This is a genomic window from Pseudobutyrivibrio xylanivorans, from assembly GCF_008935055.1.
Lineage (GTDB): Bacteria > Bacillota > Clostridia > Lachnospirales > Lachnospiraceae > Pseudobutyrivibrio > Pseudobutyrivibrio xylanivorans_A.
On sequence record NZ_CP043028.1, the window covers coordinates 3,235,738 to 3,255,021 of the forward strand.

At 35.3% G+C, this 19,284-nt stretch carries 22 protein-coding genes and 1 pseudogene; all 23 read right to left on the bottom strand.

The genetic code is table 11. The features are described from left to right. Nucleotides 1–35: 35 nt before the first annotated feature. Nucleotides 36–1,526: a threonine synthase gene (thrC, locus tag FXF36_RS14415; protein WP_151625281.1), complete on the bottom strand. Its 1,491-nt coding sequence runs from the start codon at nucleotides 1,524–1,526 to the stop codon at nucleotides 36–38. 116 nt (nucleotides 1,527–1,642) lie between these two features. After that, on the bottom strand, nucleotides 1,643–2,044 hold the full coding sequence (locus tag FXF36_RS14420) for a (deoxy)nucleoside triphosphate pyrophosphohydrolase (RefSeq protein ID WP_151625283.1): 402 nt from the start codon (nucleotides 2,042–2,044) through the stop codon (nucleotides 1,643–1,645). 54 nt (nucleotides 2,045–2,098) lie between these two features. Next, complete coding sequence (locus tag FXF36_RS14425) at nucleotides 2,099–3,457, bottom strand: ATP-binding protein (RefSeq protein WP_151625287.1); 1,359 nt, start codon at nucleotides 3,455–3,457, stop codon at nucleotides 2,099–2,101. Between the two features lie 289 nt (nucleotides 3,458–3,746). Further along, nucleotides 3,747–4,433 carry a DUF4230 domain-containing protein gene (locus tag FXF36_RS14430; RefSeq protein ID WP_151625289.1) on the bottom strand — a complete coding sequence of 229 codons (687 nt, stop codon included), beginning with the start codon at nucleotides 4,431–4,433 and terminating at the stop codon, nucleotides 3,747–3,749. Further along, a complete protein-coding gene (locus FXF36_RS14435; RefSeq protein WP_151625291.1) occupies nucleotides 4,433–5,290 on the bottom strand; it encodes a hypothetical protein in 858 nt (285 codons plus the stop codon). Before FXF36_RS14435 ends, FXF36_RS14430 begins: the two co-directional genes overlap by 1 nt. Nucleotides 5,291–5,328: 38 nt before the next feature. Then, nucleotides 5,329–6,246 (bottom strand): J domain-containing protein, encoded by a 918-nt coding sequence (locus tag FXF36_RS14440; RefSeq protein WP_151625293.1) that lies wholly within the window; start codon nucleotides 6,244–6,246, stop codon nucleotides 5,329–5,331. Between the two features lie 70 nt (nucleotides 6,247–6,316). After that, nucleotides 6,317–6,856, bottom strand: coding sequence for a Fic family protein (locus FXF36_RS14445; RefSeq protein WP_243143524.1), 540 nt, complete (start codon nucleotides 6,854–6,856; stop codon nucleotides 6,317–6,319). A gap of 256 nt (nucleotides 6,857–7,112) precedes the next feature. Further along, nucleotides 7,113–7,805, bottom strand: coding sequence for a DarT1-associated NADAR antitoxin family protein (locus FXF36_RS14450; protein ID WP_151625295.1), 693 nt, complete (start codon nucleotides 7,803–7,805; stop codon nucleotides 7,113–7,115). An 18-nt stretch (nucleotides 7,806–7,823) separates the two neighbouring features. Further along, entirely contained in the window at nucleotides 7,824–8,735 is a 912-nt protein-coding gene (locus FXF36_RS14455; RefSeq protein WP_167511404.1) for a DarT ssDNA thymidine ADP-ribosyltransferase family protein, read from the bottom strand. 118 nt (nucleotides 8,736–8,853) lie between these two features. After that, a complete protein-coding gene (locus FXF36_RS14460) occupies nucleotides 8,854–11,505 on the bottom strand; it encodes an AAA family ATPase (RefSeq protein ID WP_151625299.1) in 2,652 nt (883 codons plus the stop codon). Further along, nucleotides 11,502–12,647 (bottom strand): exonuclease SbcCD subunit D, encoded by a 1,146-nt coding sequence (locus FXF36_RS14465; RefSeq protein WP_151625301.1) that lies wholly within the window; start codon nucleotides 12,645–12,647, stop codon nucleotides 11,502–11,504. The genes FXF36_RS14460 and FXF36_RS14465 overlap by 4 nt, the downstream gene beginning before the upstream one ends. A gap of 149 nt (nucleotides 12,648–12,796) precedes the next feature. After that, complete coding sequence (locus tag FXF36_RS14470) at nucleotides 12,797–13,099, bottom strand: GreA/GreB family elongation factor (RefSeq protein ID WP_151625303.1); 303 nt, start codon at nucleotides 13,097–13,099, stop codon at nucleotides 12,797–12,799. Between the two features lie 233 nt (nucleotides 13,100–13,332). Then, nucleotides 13,333–13,440 (bottom strand): annotated as a pseudogene (locus FXF36_RS16945) (WYL domain-containing protein); the annotation flags it as partial. Beyond that, nucleotides 13,436–13,612, bottom strand: coding sequence for a hypothetical protein (locus FXF36_RS16405; RefSeq protein WP_167511405.1), 177 nt, complete (start codon nucleotides 13,610–13,612; stop codon nucleotides 13,436–13,438). The gene FXF36_RS16405 and the pseudogene FXF36_RS16945, both read right to left, overlap by 5 nt. Nucleotides 13,613–13,680: 68 nt before the next feature. Then, a complete protein-coding gene (locus tag FXF36_RS14480) occupies nucleotides 13,681–14,142 on the bottom strand; it encodes a hypothetical protein (RefSeq protein ID WP_151625305.1) in 462 nt (153 codons plus the stop codon). 9 nt (nucleotides 14,143–14,151) lie between these two features. Continuing rightward, entirely contained in the window at nucleotides 14,152–15,273 is a 1,122-nt protein-coding gene (locus FXF36_RS14485) for a ribonuclease III domain-containing protein (protein ID WP_167511406.1), read from the bottom strand. Between the two features lie 528 nt (nucleotides 15,274–15,801). Then, complete coding sequence (relB, locus tag FXF36_RS14490) at nucleotides 15,802–16,113, bottom strand: type II toxin-antitoxin system RelB family anti-toxin transcriptional regulator (protein WP_151625309.1); 312 nt, start codon at nucleotides 16,111–16,113, stop codon at nucleotides 15,802–15,804. 6 nt (nucleotides 16,114–16,119) lie between these two features. Next, the gene (locus FXF36_RS14495) at nucleotides 16,120–16,467 is read right to left on the bottom strand and encodes a type II toxin-antitoxin system RelE/ParE family toxin (RefSeq protein WP_090552674.1); all 348 of its coding nucleotides are present in this window, start codon (nucleotides 16,465–16,467) and stop codon (nucleotides 16,120–16,122) included. Nucleotides 16,468–16,782: 315 nt separating this feature from the next. Then, complete coding sequence (locus FXF36_RS14500; RefSeq protein WP_151625311.1) at nucleotides 16,783–17,343, bottom strand: flavin reductase family protein; 561 nt, start codon at nucleotides 17,341–17,343, stop codon at nucleotides 16,783–16,785. A gap of 56 nt (nucleotides 17,344–17,399) precedes the next feature. After that, the gene (locus FXF36_RS16810; protein ID WP_317617413.1) at nucleotides 17,400–17,600 is read right to left on the bottom strand and encodes a DMT family transporter; all 201 of its coding nucleotides are present in this window, start codon (nucleotides 17,598–17,600) and stop codon (nucleotides 17,400–17,402) included. Nucleotides 17,601–17,726: 126 nt separating this feature from the next. Then, nucleotides 17,727–17,969 carry a hypothetical protein gene (locus FXF36_RS14510; RefSeq protein WP_151625316.1) on the bottom strand — a complete coding sequence of 81 codons (243 nt, stop codon included), beginning with the start codon at nucleotides 17,967–17,969 and terminating at the stop codon, nucleotides 17,727–17,729. After that, on the bottom strand, nucleotides 17,963–18,910 hold the full coding sequence (locus tag FXF36_RS14515; protein WP_151625318.1) for a hypothetical protein: 948 nt from the start codon (nucleotides 18,908–18,910) through the stop codon (nucleotides 17,963–17,965). The genes FXF36_RS14510 and FXF36_RS14515 overlap by 7 nt, the downstream gene beginning before the upstream one ends. 229 nt (nucleotides 18,911–19,139) lie before the next feature. Continuing rightward, nucleotides 19,140–19,268 (bottom strand): hypothetical protein, encoded by a 129-nt coding sequence (locus tag FXF36_RS16755; protein WP_263008651.1) that lies wholly within the window; start codon nucleotides 19,266–19,268, stop codon nucleotides 19,140–19,142. Between the last annotated feature and the right edge of the window lie 16 nt (nucleotides 19,269–19,284).

Genomic DNA, 19,284 nt, shown 5'->3' on the forward strand with positions numbered 1-19,284 from the left:
AAAAGACTACAAGGGTCGCTTCTTATTTTATTTAATTATATTCCTAAGAATCTTTTAACTTCTGCACACATTTCAGATACTTCTACTACAGTATCATGCTTTACAGGCGCAGTCCTAATCTCCTCGATTGCGTTAGGTACCTTCACCTGACCAAGCTCCGAGAGCTTATCCACAAGCACGAAATCCTCTTCCTTCTCATAAGCAGAGTCAATTGCTCCCATTACCGCACGTGTAAACTTAAATGGGCTGGCTGTGGATGCAATAACTGTAGTCTTGTCATCCCCAGTCTCTTTCTTGTACTTGTTGTATACGCTAGCTGCAACACCTGTATGTGTATCAATGATATAGCCTGTCTCATCATAAAGAGCCTTAATAGTATCACCAGTCTCCTTTTCAGAAGCATAGTTTCCATAGAAGCAATCAAGCTTAGCTTTCATGTCAGCTGTAATTTCATATTTTCCAGTAGACTTGAGACTTTCCATGAGCTCGCTGTTCTTTGTAGCATCATCACCTGCGATATGATAAATCAAACGCTCAAGGTTGCTTGAAATAAGTATGTCCATTGAAGGAGAATTTGTAAGGATAAACTCACGGTTCTTATCATATTCACCTGTAGTGAAAAAGTCGTAAAGGACCTTATTCTCGTTTGAAGCACAGATAAGCTTCTCAATAGGAAGTCCCATGTTCTTTGCATAATAAGCAGCAAGAATATTTCCAAAGTTTCCTGTAGGGACTACCACGTTAATTGTTTCTCCACTGGCAATCTTCTCTTCACCTAAAAGCTTTGAATACGCATATACGTAGTAGGCAATCTGTGGAACAAGACGGCCAATATTAATAGAGTTTGCAGATGAGAACTGGAAGCCTGCTGCATCTAACTCTGCTGCAAGAGCTTTGTCATTGAACATCTCCTTAACACCAGTCTGGGCCTGATCAAAATTGCCCTTAATTCCAACAACATGTGTGTTATCACCCTTCTGTGTAACCATCTGGCGCTCCTGAATTGCTGAAACACCATTCTTTGGATAGAAGACAACAATTCTTGTACCTTCAACATCAGCAAATCCTGCAAGTGCAGCCTTACCAGTATCACCTGATGTTGCAGTAAGAATTACGATATCATTCTTAATATTATTTTTACGAGCGGAAGTAATCATAAGATGTGGCAAAATAGAAAGTGCCATATCCTTAAATGCAATTGTTGCGCCGTGGAAAAGCTCAAGATAATATGCTCCATCAGCATATACAAGTGGTGCAATTTCCTCTGTATCAAACTTACTGTCATATGCACTATTAATACAATGCTTCAACTCTTCCTCTGTAAAATCTGTAAGAAAAAGCTTAAGTACTTCATAAGCAACTTCCTGATATGACATTTCCGCGAGCTTCTCAACTGGAACATCAAGCTTTGGAATAGATGTAGGAACGAACAATCCACCATCATCTGCAAGGCCCTTCAAAATAGCCTGTGACGCTGTGATTGTAGCCTTGTTTGCATCTCTTGTACTAACATAATTTACTGCCATGATTCTTCCTCTCTTTATAAACATCTTTTCAGAATACTGTAGCACAGTGAAGAACTAAAGTCTACATGAAAATATGCCAAACTTTCCTTTCATAATTTTCCCTTAAGTTTAGTGATTTATCGCATATCCACCTTTATCTTATCAATAAGTGTAATATCAGCTGGAAGCCAAGGGACATTATCAATGTTTTCTCTTGTAAGCCACTTTGCAGCTTCAGCCTCTTTTAATTCCAAATGTCCTTCCTTCACTTCACAATAGAAACAATCCATAGACAGATGGAATGTAGGGTAATCATACTCTATAGTATCAATAAATGGTCCTACTTCGATAAGAGTATCAAGCTCTTCCTGTATCTCTCTTACAAGAGCTTGCTGAGGTGTTTCTCCCGCTTCTATCTTGCCACCAGGAAACTCCCAGCCACCTTTAAAATCACCATATCCTCTTGCGGTTGCAAAAATCTTATTCTTCTCTTCAATTGAATCGCAGATAACTGCTGCAACGACTTTAATTGTTTTCATCAATTCTCTCTATTTTGATACTTTACTAAATAGTGTGTCCAAATTGGGGTATTTTTATACATCACACAGTGCGAACATGTACGATGGAATTCTTAGAATTCCGTCAACTTCTACTAAGTTCTTCGGATGCACAATCATTGGATTATCAACTTTTCGCTTGAAAATATCAACAAATTTTCCTATAGACAGGGCACTGTAATTCTTTGAAGATTTAACCTCAATAGGATTAACTTTGTAATTAGTTTTACTATCATTTGAAATTAAGAAATCTATTTCAATATCATTTCTATGTTTTTCTTCACTGTACCTAGTATAGAAATACAATTTTTTGCCCTTTGACGCTATAATTTGAGCAATAACATTTTCATAAAGCATCCCCTCATTTAATGATAGCTTCCCGTCCATAATATTGGCAAAAACTTTTTCTTCCGTTATTTCATTCTCAGCAAAAGCCAAACTCACAAGTAAGCCTGTATCACCCATGTAACATTTAACTGCGGATTCGTTTTTATTCAAAGCTAATCCAACGTTAGGATCATTACATTTGTAACACAGATTACATATCATAGAATCATCAAGCCAAAATAGTGGCTCATCATATCTATCAAATGTGGCTCCTGGCTCGATTTCACTTAAAACGATTTTCTTTTCATGAGTAGAAAGATAGCCTGGAATATTTTCAAATATGGCCGACACTCTAGAATTATATTTTCTCGCAGCTTTTCGTATGTCATCTCTATACAAATTGAGAATGTCACGTTTTTCAACATCGGCAGCATAGAAGTCCCTTGCATTTTTTTTAAAAGCGACAACGGATTGTGGCATTCCGCCAACAAGCATATATTCTTTAAAAAGATGCATTGCTTTATTGTGCTGGCTTTGATCTAGTGGCTCTCTTTTATTATAACAATCACGTATGTACTCAATTAGAAGCTCTTCGCCCATGTATACCATGAATTCCTCAAAATCAACTGGATACATTTTAAGCTTACGTTCTTCTGATGGAATTGTTATTCCTTCAACATTTTCCTTAATAGAGATTAAAGAACCGGTCTCAATATAATCATATCTACCATCTGCTACCAAGTATTTAATAGCTTCCCTTGCCTTTGGATACTTCTGTATTTCGTCAAATATTATCAAAGACTCGCGATTATACAGACGTGTATTGTATTCCAATGAAATAGTTTGAAAGAACACATCCAGTTCATTTAAATTATCAAATAAATTGAATATCTTCTTGCTAGCTTTATTGAAGTCTATAAGGATATATGATTTATACTCATTCTTCCCTATTTCTTCAGCCACCGTTGATTTTCCAATTCGACGAGCCCCTTCGATTAAAAGAGCTTTTGTTCCATTGGTTGAATTTTTCCAATCAAGTATTTTACTGTATATCTTACGTTTAATCATATTTCCTCCTTATAGTGCGCAAGATAATTCTAACGTCATTTATGGATAGTACGCAAGATAGTTTATTCATGTTTTACAGATAGTACGCAGAATATCCTTCTAAGAACAGTTAATGTTCATCGTATATCCATCAGCATCTACAGGCTGATTATCCTTGTAGTTATTGTAAATCTCTGCAATCTATTGCCAAACCTACGATAGACCCAACTAAATATGTAATGCCACATCAACTGTATTGGTGCTCCCGATATAAACAGTGGAAAGTATTATATAGTCCTCATAGAAAAAATTATTCAAATTCAATTTTCAGTTTATAATCACTATCTACCGCTTTAACAATAGGATTGTAAATATCATATACAGCCTTCAATGCTAAATCATCAGCTTTCTGTCCATTGTTAGAGTTATCAAAAGCCTCTTTTAATCTGTCCTTTAGCTCCTTTTCAATTACATTATAATCCGCCACAGTTAACTTGATTTTCCCTAGTGCCAAAAGACCATTTGTCTGATTATCAACTTTTATTTTATAAGGATCTATCTCAATAGTATCTAATATAGGATGCTTTATTTTAATAGTCAAAATCTTGTTTTCTTTATCGTCAATAAGATTGTTTTTAGTTAAAGAATCAAGATTTACAATAAAACTGCCCTTTCCTTTATAGGTCACCTTTTGATGTTTTTTTGTAGGATCCCAATCAAGTGCTTCTATCAATCTATCTTCAATTTCATAGCTAACCTCAGCTTCCTGTTCATAAACAACCAGCTTTCTTGTTTCATTACGCTTAGATAATATAACATCAGAAAAAGAAACCCTAACACCGCTATCACTCAAAACTATAGTATTCGGATCAACAACAGTTATACCATCACTATATTTAGGTGAAACATTACTGCTATCTCTAAATATAAAGAGAATAATTAAAGAGGCAGCTATACAAATAATGCTTACGGCCCTTAAGATAATAATCTTTTTCATTACTCAGCCTTCTCATTATTATTCTTCATTTGAGTCAGTAGCTTATTCACTTCTCTTCTTAAACCAGCACTACCATCCCTAAAACTATCAAACTGGAATAATTGATTTAGTATCCAGAATAATAAAATAAATGTCACGACAGGAATAACACAATAAGCAACTAACATGATAGCTATAGCGTTAATAAACTTACCTACCATGTCCTTGTAATAGTTGAATAAATCCTTTACTCCACCTATGGCAGTATTAAATACCCTAGATACTTTCTCATAAAAACTTTTATCTGTTGATCCGCTCTCTGTTATTTCCTCAACTTGATTTGTTCCATCCTCAGCCATGGTTATAGTTTCGTTAACATATGTCATTGAACTTGAGCATAACCAATTAGATACAGAAGTACCACAAGGTACTACTAATATTACAACTAAAGAAAGCGCTAACAATTTAGTAGCTATAGTCTTGATAAGTTCCTTTTTTGAAACTAAGTACACTATAAACAAAACCAATGCTGCTGGAATTAAAAATCTGAAAATGATTGGCACGCCTTGTGATAATAATAGATTCTCAAAAAAAATCATCCCTAACATTAAGACCAAATATTTATTTAAATCAGCCAGCGAATCAGCTAATGGTGTTCCCCAATCATCAGGTAAAAGTGTTATTACAAATGACAATCCTATAGTCACTCCAGTCACTTTCATAACTAAGTTCTTCGATTCCTCCAGTGTTGTAGCTGAGTTTTCAAAAACAGGCAATTTCGCTGCCTTAGTCGAAGCTACACAAAAAGAAAACACTGTTAGTAAAATCAGCAACGATATTTTTGTTAGTAACACCATCCGTGTTGTTTTCATATCCATAATTTATTATCCTCGCGATAGATTTTCATCTTATAATCTCAAAAGCCTTCCTTAGCATACTCCTCTAACAACTCATCTATTTTAAGATTAGTGCTTTCTATTCCTGAAGTCTCAGTTTCCAAAAGCCTAATCCATAAATCCAAATCCACGTACTTCTTTCTTGTTTTGGATTTCAGAGTATTATCAGCGACCACCATCTTTACCTGCGCCTTCTTCTGCTCAAGTAGTGGAATAATTACATAGTACAGCCTGTCATCTTTAAAACTGAGATAACCAATAATTTCTCCACCCTTATTTCTCAGATACAGTCTATGATTAGACACACCTGCTGGATATAGCGCGGTGCCTACCTTAGGCATAATGGCATTTACATCAAGCTCCACCATTGCATCAATCTTATAAGCATCTACATCTAAAACACCAAGCTCCTTCAAAGTCAAAGAGCTATCTATAAACTGCCCTGTCAGCAAGTAAGTGATGTCCGCCAGATACTTTTGCTTGATAACATCTGGTACCTCAAAGAAAAGTGATGGCCTGGCATTATCTATAAGTCCCTTACTTGTTTCATACAAGCTCTTCAGGAATAAAGAAAACTCCTCATCCTTTGACCATACATATTTCCCTCTGGCAATCTCAATAGTCCCTATGCTATTGCCATCAAAATCTTCTACCTCATGAAAAATCGGCCTAACACAATAAGCATTCTTATTTTCCCTGGCATTCCAAGTCTTGGCCTTAGGCTTTCTTTTAACAGTGGATTTCTTCTTATCTCCACCATCAAAACTTTTCATAATAAGCTCATAAGCCGTATTAATCTTGACTGCAGCCTCACTGTCCTCTGAGCCACTGCTGTCAGGATGATTTTTGTGCATCAGCTTTCTATATTTCTTTTTTACTTCCTTTTCATCTTCCGTTCCATCCAATTCAAGGATTTTACGGGCCTGACTTTTATTCATTGATTCTTAGTATCCTTCATCGAAATATACTATTCTAAATTCTTTATCAGTTTCTTTATCAGTTTCTTTATCACCTTTTCATGGGTCTTTGCAAATTCACTAAGCTCATAAGAACGAATTCTTTCCCTGACCATATTTGGCTCAACAAAACCATTCTAAGGAAATAATTTAACCAAATCTCTGGATGCGGTGGATTATCTCTACCTGAATAGTATAGTGAAGGTAATCCCATCTGAATAGAATCATAGTATTCCTCTATGTCATAAGCAAAGTACTCCTCAAGAGATCCGATTCCATTAAATCCAAACCCATTAATATCTAGAATATAACCTGACAGTAATCTGGCAGTTCGTCCATTACCATCTTCAAATGGATGGATAGTAACTAACTGATAATGAACAACCGCAGCAATAATAAGAGGATGATCATCTGTTGTATTCACATATTCTACTAATTCATCTAACAGATTCGGAATATCAATGTATTCTGGAGGTATATAATCCGGATGACCGGTTTTCGAATCATATACTGCAAAAAGTATTCCGGGTGGCATTGGTCCTCTAAGACCAATTTTCTCTTTTGATGCACCCTTTTCAACATATTTCTGCACATCGAGAATCAGTTGCTTTGAAATTTTTTCTCCACTAAAATTACACTATTTTTACACTATTTTACATTAGCAAATAACTCAAGTATTATTGTACCATTCCTAGCAGGCCCTTCTAGGGCCAGGTCTGCCCGAGCTCCACAGACCACTCGCTGACGCGAGCAAGGAAGGATTGTAATCGGCTTCGCCGATGGAGTGGCTCACTTTCAAGCTAGCAATTCCCGGAATCTATTGTTTATTGCGTGTCGTATTTGCCTAATTACATAAAATCAAACAAATTCATCTGTTGATAGTCCTTTTTAGTATTATCTAATCCATAAACTACTTTTCTAAATTCCTCAGGTGACTTTAATGCTTCCTCCAAATTATTAGATTTTACCAAACCTACATAAATTGCTACAGCGATAGCCTGACAATTTATTGATTTCTTAGGATTAAACTCAATATCAGTAAAACTATCGTATTCCAATAATTCTTTACCAATATTCTCATCATTATTTAACGCATTAATATACAACCAATTATAGAAAAAATCTTTAGGTTCTGATTCAAAATCTGTATTATCTAACTTAAATCCTACTATTCGGCCACTATTCTTTAGACGTTCATCTTTCTTTGCTTCACCAGGCTGTCGTTCATATAAATCTTGATACACTTTTCCATTCTCAAATACTTTGCTTCCTTGAAATAAACACTCAACAGGATAGTATTTACCATTCATTCTATATTTGAGATTAAACGCACTAAGTTTATTTCCTATCTGTAGTGGACTTTTACGTGAAACCTCTAGGACTTTATTATTAGGACACGACAATAAAAATGCATCGTGTAAACTTTTAATTGATCTTTGTTTTTGTTGGATAGAAAACCCACTAAAAAATTCAAATTCAGTATTAGCAATTTTATAAAAAGGTTTTTCTGCTAACGAAATATATACTGGTCTATTAGCCATGATCCCTCCTAAGTATCGTTATCTTGCCGGAATATATCCAAAAACGTCTTCCATTTCAGGATATATTGTTCTGTACTCATCTAACAATTGTTTATTATAGAATTTAATTTTCTCTATATAATCTGCTTCAACTAAATCTTTAACCATTATTTCTGTTTGCGTAATCGTCACATTCGAATCAGGTCCCATAGTATATTCCAATAAATTACATAACGCATTATATCCCGTTAAATCCTCCCAGGGTATTACACGCAACTCATGGTTAGCAGCATTTCCAGGAAAGAATGCAACGTCTTTTGATGATACAATTTTTTCCGCATTAAAATATAATACTACCCATTGTCTATCAGGGTACTTCTGAGAAAATACATAATTAAGTGGTCCATCAATTGATGACAAAGAAAATGATATAGCGTCTAAATGATTATCTAGACGTGAATTATCATTAAAATCTGCGTCTATTCCTTTATTTAAAATATTCTTTCGACTCATCAAACCCTGCGAAATAATACTATCTAAATTCCGTAAGGACGTAAAGTGAACAAAATATTTGATATTTCTTTTAGCCATCTCTTGTAGTATCTTTTTCCGGTCTTGTACTCTTAATTCTTCTTTAATTTTTTGATCATATTTTCTTTTTTTCTCTTGAGCCTCAGCGTATATTGCTTTTAAATATTCAAGTGCATATTCTTCCTTCTTCTGTCGGTTTTTATATTCTTCCAACTTTGCATAATATGTATTACTTACAAGCCTAAGAAAACCATTTTCTATTGCATCAACCTTAAAAAGCTTATCACAATCCTGAAAACTTATATCTAATCGCTGATCATCTATAATAACATCACATACTACGCCTTCACCGTATTTCTTATGATAAACTGTCTCCTCAAGTAGTAATTCAGCAACAAACTGCTTGTCTGCTATCTCCATATATAAATAAATCTCCCTATGATTGTGATTCATTCTTCAATAAATAACTCTATAAAATATCAACTCATTGTCTTTCAATCTAAAAGGCATCTTTCCAATCGAAACACAATTTAAAAAACTATCCTATCGACTGGATAATATGACTACCTTTTTCAATTTCTTCTACTCTAAGCTTTGTTGGAATTCTATCCTGTAAAAGCTGTACATGAGAAATTATGCCTACAAGTCCATTTGCTTCTTGAATGCTATTTAATACATTCATAGCATCACTAATAGAATCCTCATCCAATGAACCAAACCCTTCATCAATAAATAATGCTTCTATCTTGATACCACTTTTTTGAGCTATAGTAGACATACCAATCGACAACGCAAGAGAAGCTAAAAACTTTTCTCCACCTGAAAGTGTACTCACAAATCTTCCTTCATGATCCTCACTATTCTTGTCAAAAACCTTAAGCTCTAGTCCACGTTTATTAGTTCCTTGAGCCTTTTCATCAGATCTATAAAGCCTATATCTTCCTCCATGTACCATTTCAAGCATTTGATTTGCAGCAGCAACCACAGAAGAAAACATAATTCCAAGGACATATCTTTGAAGACCAGTTCCCGAATCACCTCTCAGCTTTTTAGCAAAAGCAAAATCCTCCTCGGCTTCGCGTATTTTTTCTTCAATACCTTCACCATCAGCTTCAAGCATATTCTTCTTTTTTGTAAGTCTTACTATTTCGCTATTAATTACTCCTCTTCTTTCTGTATATAAATCCTTAGCACTAGTTATCTCTTCTAATTTTAAATTGCAAGATTGTATATCGGGTTCTATCTTTCCTTTAAGCTCTACTGAAAGATTATCAAAATTAGTCTTTGCCGCATTAACATTGGTATCGTATTCTTTGATTTTCTGACTTAACTCTTTTAATTCAGTTTCTTCAAGAAGCAACTCCTTGGCCTCCTCCTCGGAGCTAAAGCCATGTTCCTTCAAGGCATCCTCTACAGATTCTAATGATTCTTTATATAGCAACTCTGCTTTTTTAGTCTCATTTTCTGCAGGCTCAATTTTAGCATTTGCTTCCCTGAAAGAAATATTATCTTTTTCTGCTTTTTCTTCTAACTTAATCTTTTTATTTGCGAATTCCTTAATAGCCTTATCTAATTCTTCAATTTTATTATTAAGTTCTGTTAATGAATCTAAATCCTCTACAAGATTTTTCTTGATTTTGTCAAGTTCAACATTTTTTGAAGCAACCTCAACATGCTTTTTTTCTACACATGAGTGTTTAGCCTCTAGATCAATTTTTGCTTTTGATTGCTCTTCTAATGTTTTCTGGAGTTCATCATATTTATTTTCAGATTCCTCCTTTTTGGCATCAACAACTTCTTTTGTGACACTATTATCCCCTTTTACAGCTTTCTTAGGGTGTGAAATGCTTCCACATACAGGACATGGTTTTCCATCTTTTAATTGTGCTGCGAGTTCGCCTGTAATCCCAGCAAGATATCTTTCCAGAAGAGCAGCATGTTCACCATTTAACTTAGAGTATTCCTCTTGCAAATTTACTATTACAGGGCCAAAAGATTCATAAATTTTTTTTGCTACTTCCTCTATTTCTCTAGCTTGTTTTTCTTCCGCCTCTAAATCCTTAAGTTCTCCTGAAATCTTATCTAATGCCTCATAATCATTACGCTTGCCTTCATACAGAATTTTTATTTTTTTCTTCTCTTCTACTTCTTTTTCTTTTTTAAGATGTTCTTCTAATTCCAAAGTTGAAGACTCGGCATTTTTTCTTGCTTTGTCAGCATCCGCTCTCACATTTTTTTCGGATTCTTTTCTACTATTTAGCTGTTCTAAAGCATTATCTGATGCGCATATAAATGAACGTACTTTCTCGGCTCGTTCAGAATCCTTAACTTTTTGTTCCCATTGCTTACTTTCATGTTCAGTCGCTTTTAATTCATTAAAACGTTTCTCAGCCGAATGTAAGTCTGCAAAGCGATTTGCTAACACAAGCTCGTCTTGTATAGCTTTTATTTTATTGTCATAATCTGCTTCTTTATTTTCCTCATCTAAAGATATAAGCTCATTTTCCTTATGTGAAATTACAAGCTTCAATTGAGCCATTGTTTCACATTGTTCTTCTTTTAAACTATTTAAGATTTTTATTTTTATATCTCTAAGATTATTTTTTCTATCCTCTACCTCTTTATATAGCTTTTCTGCAATTTCCTGCCATTTATCTTCACCGAAAATACTTGTTAATATTTTCTCTTTTTCATCAGAATTAGATGTAAGAAGCTTCTCAAATTGTCCCTGTGGCAAAACAATGACCTGTCTAAACTGTTCATACTCTAGTCCAATAATTTCTATAGCTTTTTCATTTAATGCTTTTTCTTTCGCATTTTCAAGAAGTGGTCTCCAAACCCCATCTTCATCCTTCTTCATAACATTATATGCTGGAGATAGATTCTTCCTTCTTCTCTCTAATCTACGTTCGAATACATAAAAATACCCATTATTTTCAAACTCAAACTTTACAAATGTAGTTGTATTAAAATCTGCATTTGTACATCTCATTGCTTCAAAATCATCTCTACCATGGCCACTGCTTTTTCCATATAAAGCAAAGGTCATAGCATCAAGAATCATTGTTTTTCCTATACCTGTCTTTCCACATATCAAAAACAAACCCTTTTCAGAGATAGTTTTAAAATCGACAACTTCGTGACCAACATATGGTCCAAATGCCTGAAATTCTATTTTTAATGGTCTCAATCCTCAACTACCTCCTTCTCATAATTTACTAATGCATTTTTAAACAGGTTAATCATATGTGCACTAGGTGTTTCCTCTAAAATATCCTCACAATATCGCTTAAATACAGTTTCTGGATCAGTATCAGCTTTTTCAAATTCATCTACTGTCATAGTAATTTTGGCATCATCATGCTCAAAACCTTTACAAGAAACCTCTAACAGATTTTTATATTTTTCTCTAAAAGCAGCCATTGAATCCATTCCAACGTAACTGTCTGTCACTTCAAGACGAACATAGCCATTTAAGATTTCCTCATCAAAATCTGCCTTCATTAATTCATTAAATGTTCCTGTAAGAGTTATCCTTTTGTGCAATTGAGGAATTGGAATAATCTTTTGCCTCCAATTATCTGTATCAATTATAGTTACACTTTTTTCCTGATGCTCCTCTTTTCCAAAAGAATATGCCATAGGGGTCCCACTGTATCTAATTTTCTCATTAATCTGCTGAGGTCCGTGAAGGTGTCCTAATGCAACATAATCAAATCCATCAAATACATAAGAACCAATCATAGTTGCTTTTCCTACTTCAGCAGCCCTATCACTTACAGATGTCTCTGCATCTACTATAAATGCATGTGACACCAATACATTCTTATGACCTTCAACAAAATTCGACCTATAATCATCTAATACAATCTTATAGGCATCTTCTAAAGATTTAATTTTATCCTCTCCTACAGAATAAACCGATTTTACCTTGTCTGTAGAAATCCAAGGAAGTAAATAAATATCAACATCCCCACAATTAACGACGTAAGGTTTTGAATCTAACGAACCAGCAATGTATAATCCACTTTTCTTTAAAAGTTCATTACATTGTGAAATTCTCTCTGCTCCATCATGATTACCTGCGATTAGATATACTGGCATATTTAAAGATGCACAAATGTATGTCATTATCTCATCATACATCTGTATTGCCTCTTGAGAAGCAATACTTTTATCAAATACATCTCCGGCAATAATTATTCCATCTACATCTTCTTCTACTGCTATTTTACATATTTCATTAATCACATATTTTTGATCTAACCAGTAAGAAACGCCCCCTCTAAATGTCATTCCTAAATGCCAGTCGGATGTGTGTAGTAATTTCATTGTTTTACCCTTTCTTTTAAAGCTAACACCATGCCCAAAATTTAATCGAATGATATTTTTTGTATAGATTAGCTTGCAGCTTCTTCAGTTTCTATCTGAACATATTGAATAAAAGCAACGCAACAGCGCTGCTTTTTTCAAATACTATATTAATACTTAATGTCTAATATTTTAAACTTTTCATCGTCTCCAAAATCATTTTTATATTCGACTACATCTCCTACAACATGACCGCAAAGTGCTTTTCCTAGTTTACTTTCTAAACTAATCGAAGTAAATCCATTGCCACCGCTTTCTAACACATATACAGATTTAATTTCGTATTCATCACTATCAAAATTCCTACCTACGTAATGCACTCTTTTTGTCTGATCCACTATTTCTAAAGTTACTACCTCATCCATAACGTAATCTTGTAATGTCACTATTGTCCCCACCTTAACTGATACCATTATTCACCCCCATACAGTTATTAATAAAATGCTGCAAAGCCAATAAGCCCTGCAGCTAATATATTAGAGCGGGAAGCCAAGCTTAACCGGCGAATCGAGATTAGGCCTCCATCTCCTGGAGGAATTTTGAGGTATTGATCATAAGCAATTACCTCCTTTCCTAAAATCAATTCAAGTATAATTGAATTAAGATACGGCAACAATCACTATCTACTAATTATCATCGTCTTCTTCATCATCTTGTCTACACGGTAATGCTTAACCTTGCCATCCTCTGAGTCATAGGCCACCAGGTAATAGTTTTCATCCGCCCAGGTAAGAGCCCAGGGACTCCCCCTATACTTCTTGCCTTCCTTCTTTGGCTCCAACTTCTGCTAATTTTGCACAAACCTCTTCTTCTGAAAAAACTCTTCCATTCTCCATATCATCAATTGCTTCATCAAGCATTGAGAAAAGGTTATCCATATTCTTTTCCATATCCTTTGTTTCAAACGAAACATCATGCTGTATCATAATAAAACCCACTTTCTATATACATGCCACTTCTGTATATAAAGATTACCACAAATCAGAACAATGCTTTAAAAATATGCTGCAAGCTGAGTAATGCAAGCTATGACACCAATCGCAACCAAAATAATCCCTGTGCCCATAAAAGAAATCATAAATACACTTGAACAGAGTTTGGAATCTTTTTCACTCATCTGATCCTTGAGTCCTCTGAAAATCATCCCAAGTGCCCAGCCCAGGTAAGTGGAGAAAAGTCCCCCTGCAATCAGCGCTACACCTTCTACACTGACTTTTATAAATGGATGATATGCATTCACCAGAAAAATAACAGCTATAGCCACCACGATTACTAATACAGGTGTCATCAGTCGAATCACGCGCATGCTGCTCTCAGCTTCTTTACGCTGCTTTTCATTTGCGCTTAGGATGTCATCATCCAGAATACTTCGATTATTTTTAGCAAAATTCAAAAGAAAAAATCCCCAGACACCGGCAACTATCAATACCGGGACAAAAAATGTAAGTTCAAACATGTTCTTCTCCTACTCCTCCTCATAATTCTCTAATACGTAATTCAACATATCCAATGCGGCTTCCTTCTTTGCTTGCTTCTTGGATGAAGACTCAGCTGACATTGTCACATCAAACCCCTCCACATGACAGGTAACAAACCAGATAGGATTCCCATCAGCATCATGTTCTTCGCGATATTCATATTCAGGCATAGCTATATAATCACGTCTTGCAAGAATCTCTAGCTGATTAATTGCCATCTCAACTGTTGGTTCATCAATCTCATCTCTGATAGTAAAAAGCATATCATGTGATTCAAGATACTCATATGCCAACTTACAAGCATTTCTTCTCGCTTCATTTTTAGAATAGCCAAATCCAGCAAAAGCAGGAACATCATCTGCTATCTTAACGAAACATGTTCTCGTTGTGCTTGAAAGATACTGTTGTTCTTTGCTCCCAATCAAATTGCAACTCTGATAAATAGTATTCTCTCGGCGAAAATTGCATGTGCTGCTTTCACCATGCTCTTCATACTGAAACCAAGGCTTATTTCCATAGGATTCATCCCACTCATATATTAAGCGTACATAATCAATCTCAGCATCTGTTGCAAGGATAGAATCCGGATTTAGCATAACCTCAACAACTTCCTGGATTATCTCAAAATCCCAATTACTATCAATTGCTACTGCGCCTATAATCGCCTCAAAGAGATCTTCTTTAACAGATTTATCCTGCTCTCTGTTATTCAGCACATCTCCTTTTCCCATTATGAGATAGTCTGCTATGCTTAATTCATCGATCCGTCTTGCCAGGGTGTCTTTCTGAACCAATCTTTGTTTAAGAATAGTTAATTTGCCTTCATCTAAGCTAGATGAAAACTCATAGTCATACTTTTCACCAGTCCATCGCATTTTATTAAGATCATCTTTTGTTGGAGCATTACCGTATTTACGAACAAGATATCTTACAACGGCAATATCTAACGCTTTATCACCAATGAACTCCAATACCTCATTGTTCTCACCGCCATTCTCTTCTGTGTAAGAACGACGAGTAAAAGCTTGCTTTAGAAGTGCTTCATTCTTAAATTTGTAATTTCCAATCTGCTGCGGTACCAAGGTACCAAATAAGTCTTTCTTTTCCATAAAATAAAAAATCCTTTCTGCAATTATCTTGCTGAAAGGGACATAATAATCTAACACAAAATAGACTACTCGTGAGATAGTAATCGTCTGCATTAGACATGGATCTTAAATTTTCTTCTCTATTTTCATGTATTTACTCAAGCACACTTGCATATGCAGGAATAAATCTCGTACAAATAGAACGCAAAATTTAAAAAGCATCACGCCCCGATATTTAGTTACAAAAAGATTATAATCAAAGTAAATTGTTAAATCAATCATAAAAGGGCACATCGAGAATCAGTTGCTTTGAAAATTTTTCTCCACTAAAATTACACTATTTTTACACTATTTTACATTAGCAAATAACTCAAGTATTATTGTACCATTCCTGCAGGCTCTTCCAGGGCCAGGTCTGCCCGAGCTCCACAGACCACTCGCTGACGCGAGCAAGGAAGGATCGTAATCGGCTTCGCCGATGGGAATAACGTGAATCCCACTACTCAGTAGCAACCTTGAAATCACCATCATAGAAATCCAATAATACACCTACACTCTCGAAATAAATGCAAGATTATCTGTATTACCATAATCAAGCATCTCAATCAATCTATTAGCTGGCCCAGTAGGGTGCGTTCTTCCAAGCTCCCAAGCTTCTACTGTTTTCTTGGAAACGCCAAGATAGTTTGCAAAAACAGCTTGTGTCATGCCAGCTTTATTACGAACGGCCTTAATTTCAACATTAGTGTAACTTCGTACTGGGTCAATAATATAAGTTGTAGTCTTTGCTTTGCCGTTACCTTTTTCAAAATCAATAGCTTCTTGTAAGCCTTCCTTTAAATCCTCAAATAAAGAACTCATAAACGGTCACCCCCTATTATTAGCAGCTTCTTCTTTCAATGACTTAACAAGTTTCTTTAATATTATCTTCTCTGCTTCTGTAAGATTCTCCTGTTCATTTTTCTTGAAAGCTGTAATTAAATAAGTTGCTTCATATTCTTCAAAATCAGTATAGCAAACTCTAATGCTTCCGCTTTTTCCTCTGTTTTCTATAGGAAATCTTACTTTTCTAATTCCACCAGTTCCTTCCATAACAGGTCCCGACTGTGGATCCTTTAAAAGCATAATCTGTAGACGTAATAAATCATCGTCTTTTAATCCTATTTCTTTCCAACGCTTTGTGAAAAGTGGTACTTCTATAAATGTTCTATTCACTTTATACTCCCTTATTAATTTTATTATATACCCTACATTGTAGGGTGTCAATATCAGCTTATAAAAACATCATGAACCTCCTCGGTCTCTGTCCAACTCTATATTATATTCTACTCGACACATTGTATTTTTATCGGACAGCTCAATGCCAGAAAGTTCAGATATCGTATATGCGATATGATTTGAGCTTGTAAAGTGAAATGCGATACCTTAAATGAAATAATTCGAGCTAATAATTTAGCCTTTATGTTATAAAAAAATACCACTCCTTCTCCTGCTAAAAACTTGGAATAAAAGAGTGGTATATCTTCTTCATTACATCAAGCTCTTTCCACTGCCCCATGCATCGCCGACCTTCTCGCCAACCACATGATACGCATTATTGAATGGGTCAAAGGTGATTGGCTTAACCTTGTTAACATCTACTTTGCCATCTGTAAGAGCTGATTCATCAACACTTACATTAACAATCTCCCCCTTTAAGATACAACTGTCGTGGTCATAGCTCTTTACCCTACATTCCAAGCAAACAGCAAGCTCATTGATAATAGGTGCATTTACATAAGAACTCTTTGTAGCAGTAAATCCAGCTTTGGCAAACTTGTCTTCATCTTTATTTCCTGATGCAATACCTACATAATCACATGCTGCCACATGATCTGCGTCAGCCATACTGATTGTAAAAGCTCCCGTCTTCTCAAAATTCTTGCAAGTCTTATGCCCAACAGATAGACAAATAGAAACCTCATTAGATTCACTAATGCCACCCCAAGCTGCATTCATAGCATTAGGAACACCATTTTCATCGTAAGTTGCAATAATCCATACTGGCTGTGGATAGCTCAGTGGCTTCGCTCCAAAATCTTTTCTACCCATAGTTGTAACCCTCCTCTTTTTATAATGATTATTAGCCTCTACTTATCTTACCGTATTTACGAACTATCTCCAGTCCTCCCATAGGAACACAGAACTTCTGATTCCTTGGTGGTTGACACGCCTGGTACACTTCCTCTAGGTCGAACCACTCCAGTCCAAATAGCATAGGCGGTACCTAGCGGCAACTGCTTAAGTGCTATAGCCAAGAATACTGCGCTGGCAATGTAGCCCACTCCGGTAACAATAGATGGAATCACTACCGTAAATCCGTTAGTAATCTTAATTTGTTATTTTTTATAAAAACACCTCTCGAAGTCTTTCAGATATTTCTTCAGTAGAAACTCCATAATTGATTAATGTGTTAACATCAAACGGTTCTGTTTCTAATGAGTCAATAAATGAGGTGCTTTGTTTTGATATCCACCCTCATCGATAAAATCCCAAAACTTTTCTCCAAATTCTGGAGTAAGCGCTTCAACAATAAGAACCATATCTAAATCTCTTGTTGCTCTAAACGATGCCTCATTATTTGTAAAATTAATGTCACAAGCTGCACCACCGATTAATACGTATTTGTCTTCATCACCTTCAAAATACTTTCTAAATGTTTCAAGTCCTTTTACCATACAAACTCCTCTAGCATATCTAAAGCACAGCCTTCCACACGTTCATCATCCATTTCATCCTCTATGGATAATAAAACACTTAATGGGTCCTGCACATCTTTTTTTATTGTATCTATGTAATATCCCAATTCAAGAACAACACTGCCAATAGTATCGCCCTTAACAGCCTCTTTCATTTTTTTTATTCCAGAATCACTAAGCTCCTGCTTTGTAACTGCATAGGTTGGATAGTAATTATCAGAAATCATCGAGTATTCGCATAGCGCTGAAATACCAGCCTTTCTGCAAAGTTTTATGTCCTCCTGCAGTTCAAATCTCTTAATAATAGGATTTCTAAGAAATGGCTTTATCTTTTCCCAGCATTCTTTTTTCCCGCCTGTTAGTGTTATAGCGCGACTTTTCCCTTTACTATCCATGACATCTATTTCAAGGTACTCTATCTCATCAAAACTCTTACTAACTGCCATCTTTGACACTTCTAACTGTTTAGCTATCTGCGTAACAGTAGCCTTATCATATTCATCATATAGTCCAACAAGAAGAATCTTCTGGGTCAAAAATGAAATCTGATGCACTGGTTTCAAGTCTCTCTGTCCATTATTAGATAGCAGCATTCCTATAAAAGGTAAAAAAATTTCTTTATCCTTCAAAACAAACGGGATGCCTTCCTCCCTCATTTTCTCCTTAGAGTAAAATGTGGCATCACTCAGAAATAAACAGCAATTTAACCCTTTATTTTTTTCTAAAAATGCCCTATTTTTCCTTAATTGCGCAAGACCTATAAACTTTTTAGGCTCAAGTGCAATCCAGTTAACTCCATTTGAAGAAACATTGTAAATCCTATACTGAGACTTATAAAGCAAAGGAAGTCCCTTATAATTTTCTGGAGATTCATCAATGCTTATATTCATTTTGAGTTGTTTTTCTAGGTATTCTTTCATCGATTCGCTCTCTTTTTAATTTGTATACCATTTTACTTTACAAATTAAATATAGCATCCATTTCCCTAAATATCAAGCATCTTCCCCCTATGCCCCAGCATTTTCACGTCTTTATTTTAAAACTCACGAAGCTTATTTTGCAGCTCCTCCCTAATACTCTCAACTCTACGAATAGCATCATCACACTGTCTCTTGCCATCACTTATCTTTGATTGCACCAAGATATCTGCTACAAATCCATACCTGTGCTTACAAAATTTTCAACTGTCATTTTGTCTTTCTTGTTCATAACCTTTTCTCCTCGTATAAAAATACTGCTGAGCACTGCCCAGCAGCCAATATCCTTAATTCGACTCAATTATTATAAAATATGT

Excerpts from the sequence above, each read along its gene's own strand:
- FXF36_RS14455 (WP_167511404.1), bottom strand. The coding sequence starts at position 8,735 with ATGGAGATAGCAGACAAGCAGTTTGTTGCTGAATTACTACTTGAGGAG.
- FXF36_RS14430 (WP_151625289.1), bottom strand. The coding sequence starts at position 4,433 with ATGAAAAAGATTATTATCTTAAGGGCCGTAAGCATTATTTGTATAGCT.
- FXF36_RS14420 (WP_151625283.1), bottom strand. The coding sequence starts at position 2,044 with ATGAAAACAATTAAAGTCGTTGCAGCAGTTATCTGCGATTCAATTGAA.
- thrC (WP_151625281.1), bottom strand. The coding sequence starts at position 1,526 with ATGGCAGTAAATTATGTTAGTACAAGAGATGCAAACAAGGCTACAATC.
- FXF36_RS14440 (WP_151625293.1), bottom strand. The coding sequence starts at position 6,246 with ATGAATAAAAGTCAGGCCCGTAAAATCCTTGAATTGGATGGAACGGAA.
- FXF36_RS14515 (WP_151625318.1), bottom strand. The coding sequence starts at position 18,910 with ATGAAAGAATACCTAGAAAAACAACTCAAAATGAATATAAGCATTGAT.
- FXF36_RS14425 (WP_151625287.1), bottom strand. The coding sequence starts at position 3,457 with ATGATTAAACGTAAGATATACAGTAAAATACTTGATTGGAAAAATTCA.
- FXF36_RS14470 (WP_151625303.1), bottom strand. The coding sequence starts at position 13,099 with ATGGTATCAGTTAAGGTGGGGACAATAGTGACATTACAAGATTACGTT.
- FXF36_RS14510 (WP_151625316.1), bottom strand. The coding sequence starts at position 17,969 with ATGGTAAAAGGACTTGAAACATTTAGAAAGTATTTTGAAGGTGATGAA.
- FXF36_RS16405 (WP_167511405.1), bottom strand. The coding sequence starts at position 13,612 with ATGATACAGCATGATGTTTCGTTTGAAACAAAGGATATGGAAAAGAAT.
- FXF36_RS14500 (WP_151625311.1), bottom strand. The coding sequence starts at position 17,343 with ATGGGTAGAAAAGATTTTGGAGCGAAGCCACTGAGCTATCCACAGCCA.
- FXF36_RS14480 (WP_151625305.1), bottom strand. The coding sequence starts at position 14,142 with ATGTTTGAACTTACATTTTTTGTCCCGGTATTGATAGTTGCCGGTGTC.
- FXF36_RS14435 (WP_151625291.1), bottom strand. The coding sequence starts at position 5,290 with ATGGATATGAAAACAACACGGATGGTGTTACTAACAAAAATATCGTTG.
- FXF36_RS14485 (WP_167511406.1), bottom strand. The coding sequence starts at position 15,273 with ATGGAAAAGAAAGACTTATTTGGTACCTTGGTACCGCAGCAGATTGGA.
- FXF36_RS14465 (WP_151625301.1), bottom strand. The coding sequence starts at position 12,647 with ATGAAATTACTACACACATCCGACTGGCATTTAGGAATGACATTTAGA.
- relB (WP_151625309.1), bottom strand. The coding sequence starts at position 16,113 with ATGAGTTCTTTATTTGAGGATTTAAAGGAAGGCTTACAAGAAGCTATT.
- FXF36_RS14450 (WP_151625295.1), bottom strand. The coding sequence starts at position 7,805 with ATGGCTAATAGACCAGTATATATTTCGTTAGCAGAAAAACCTTTTTAT.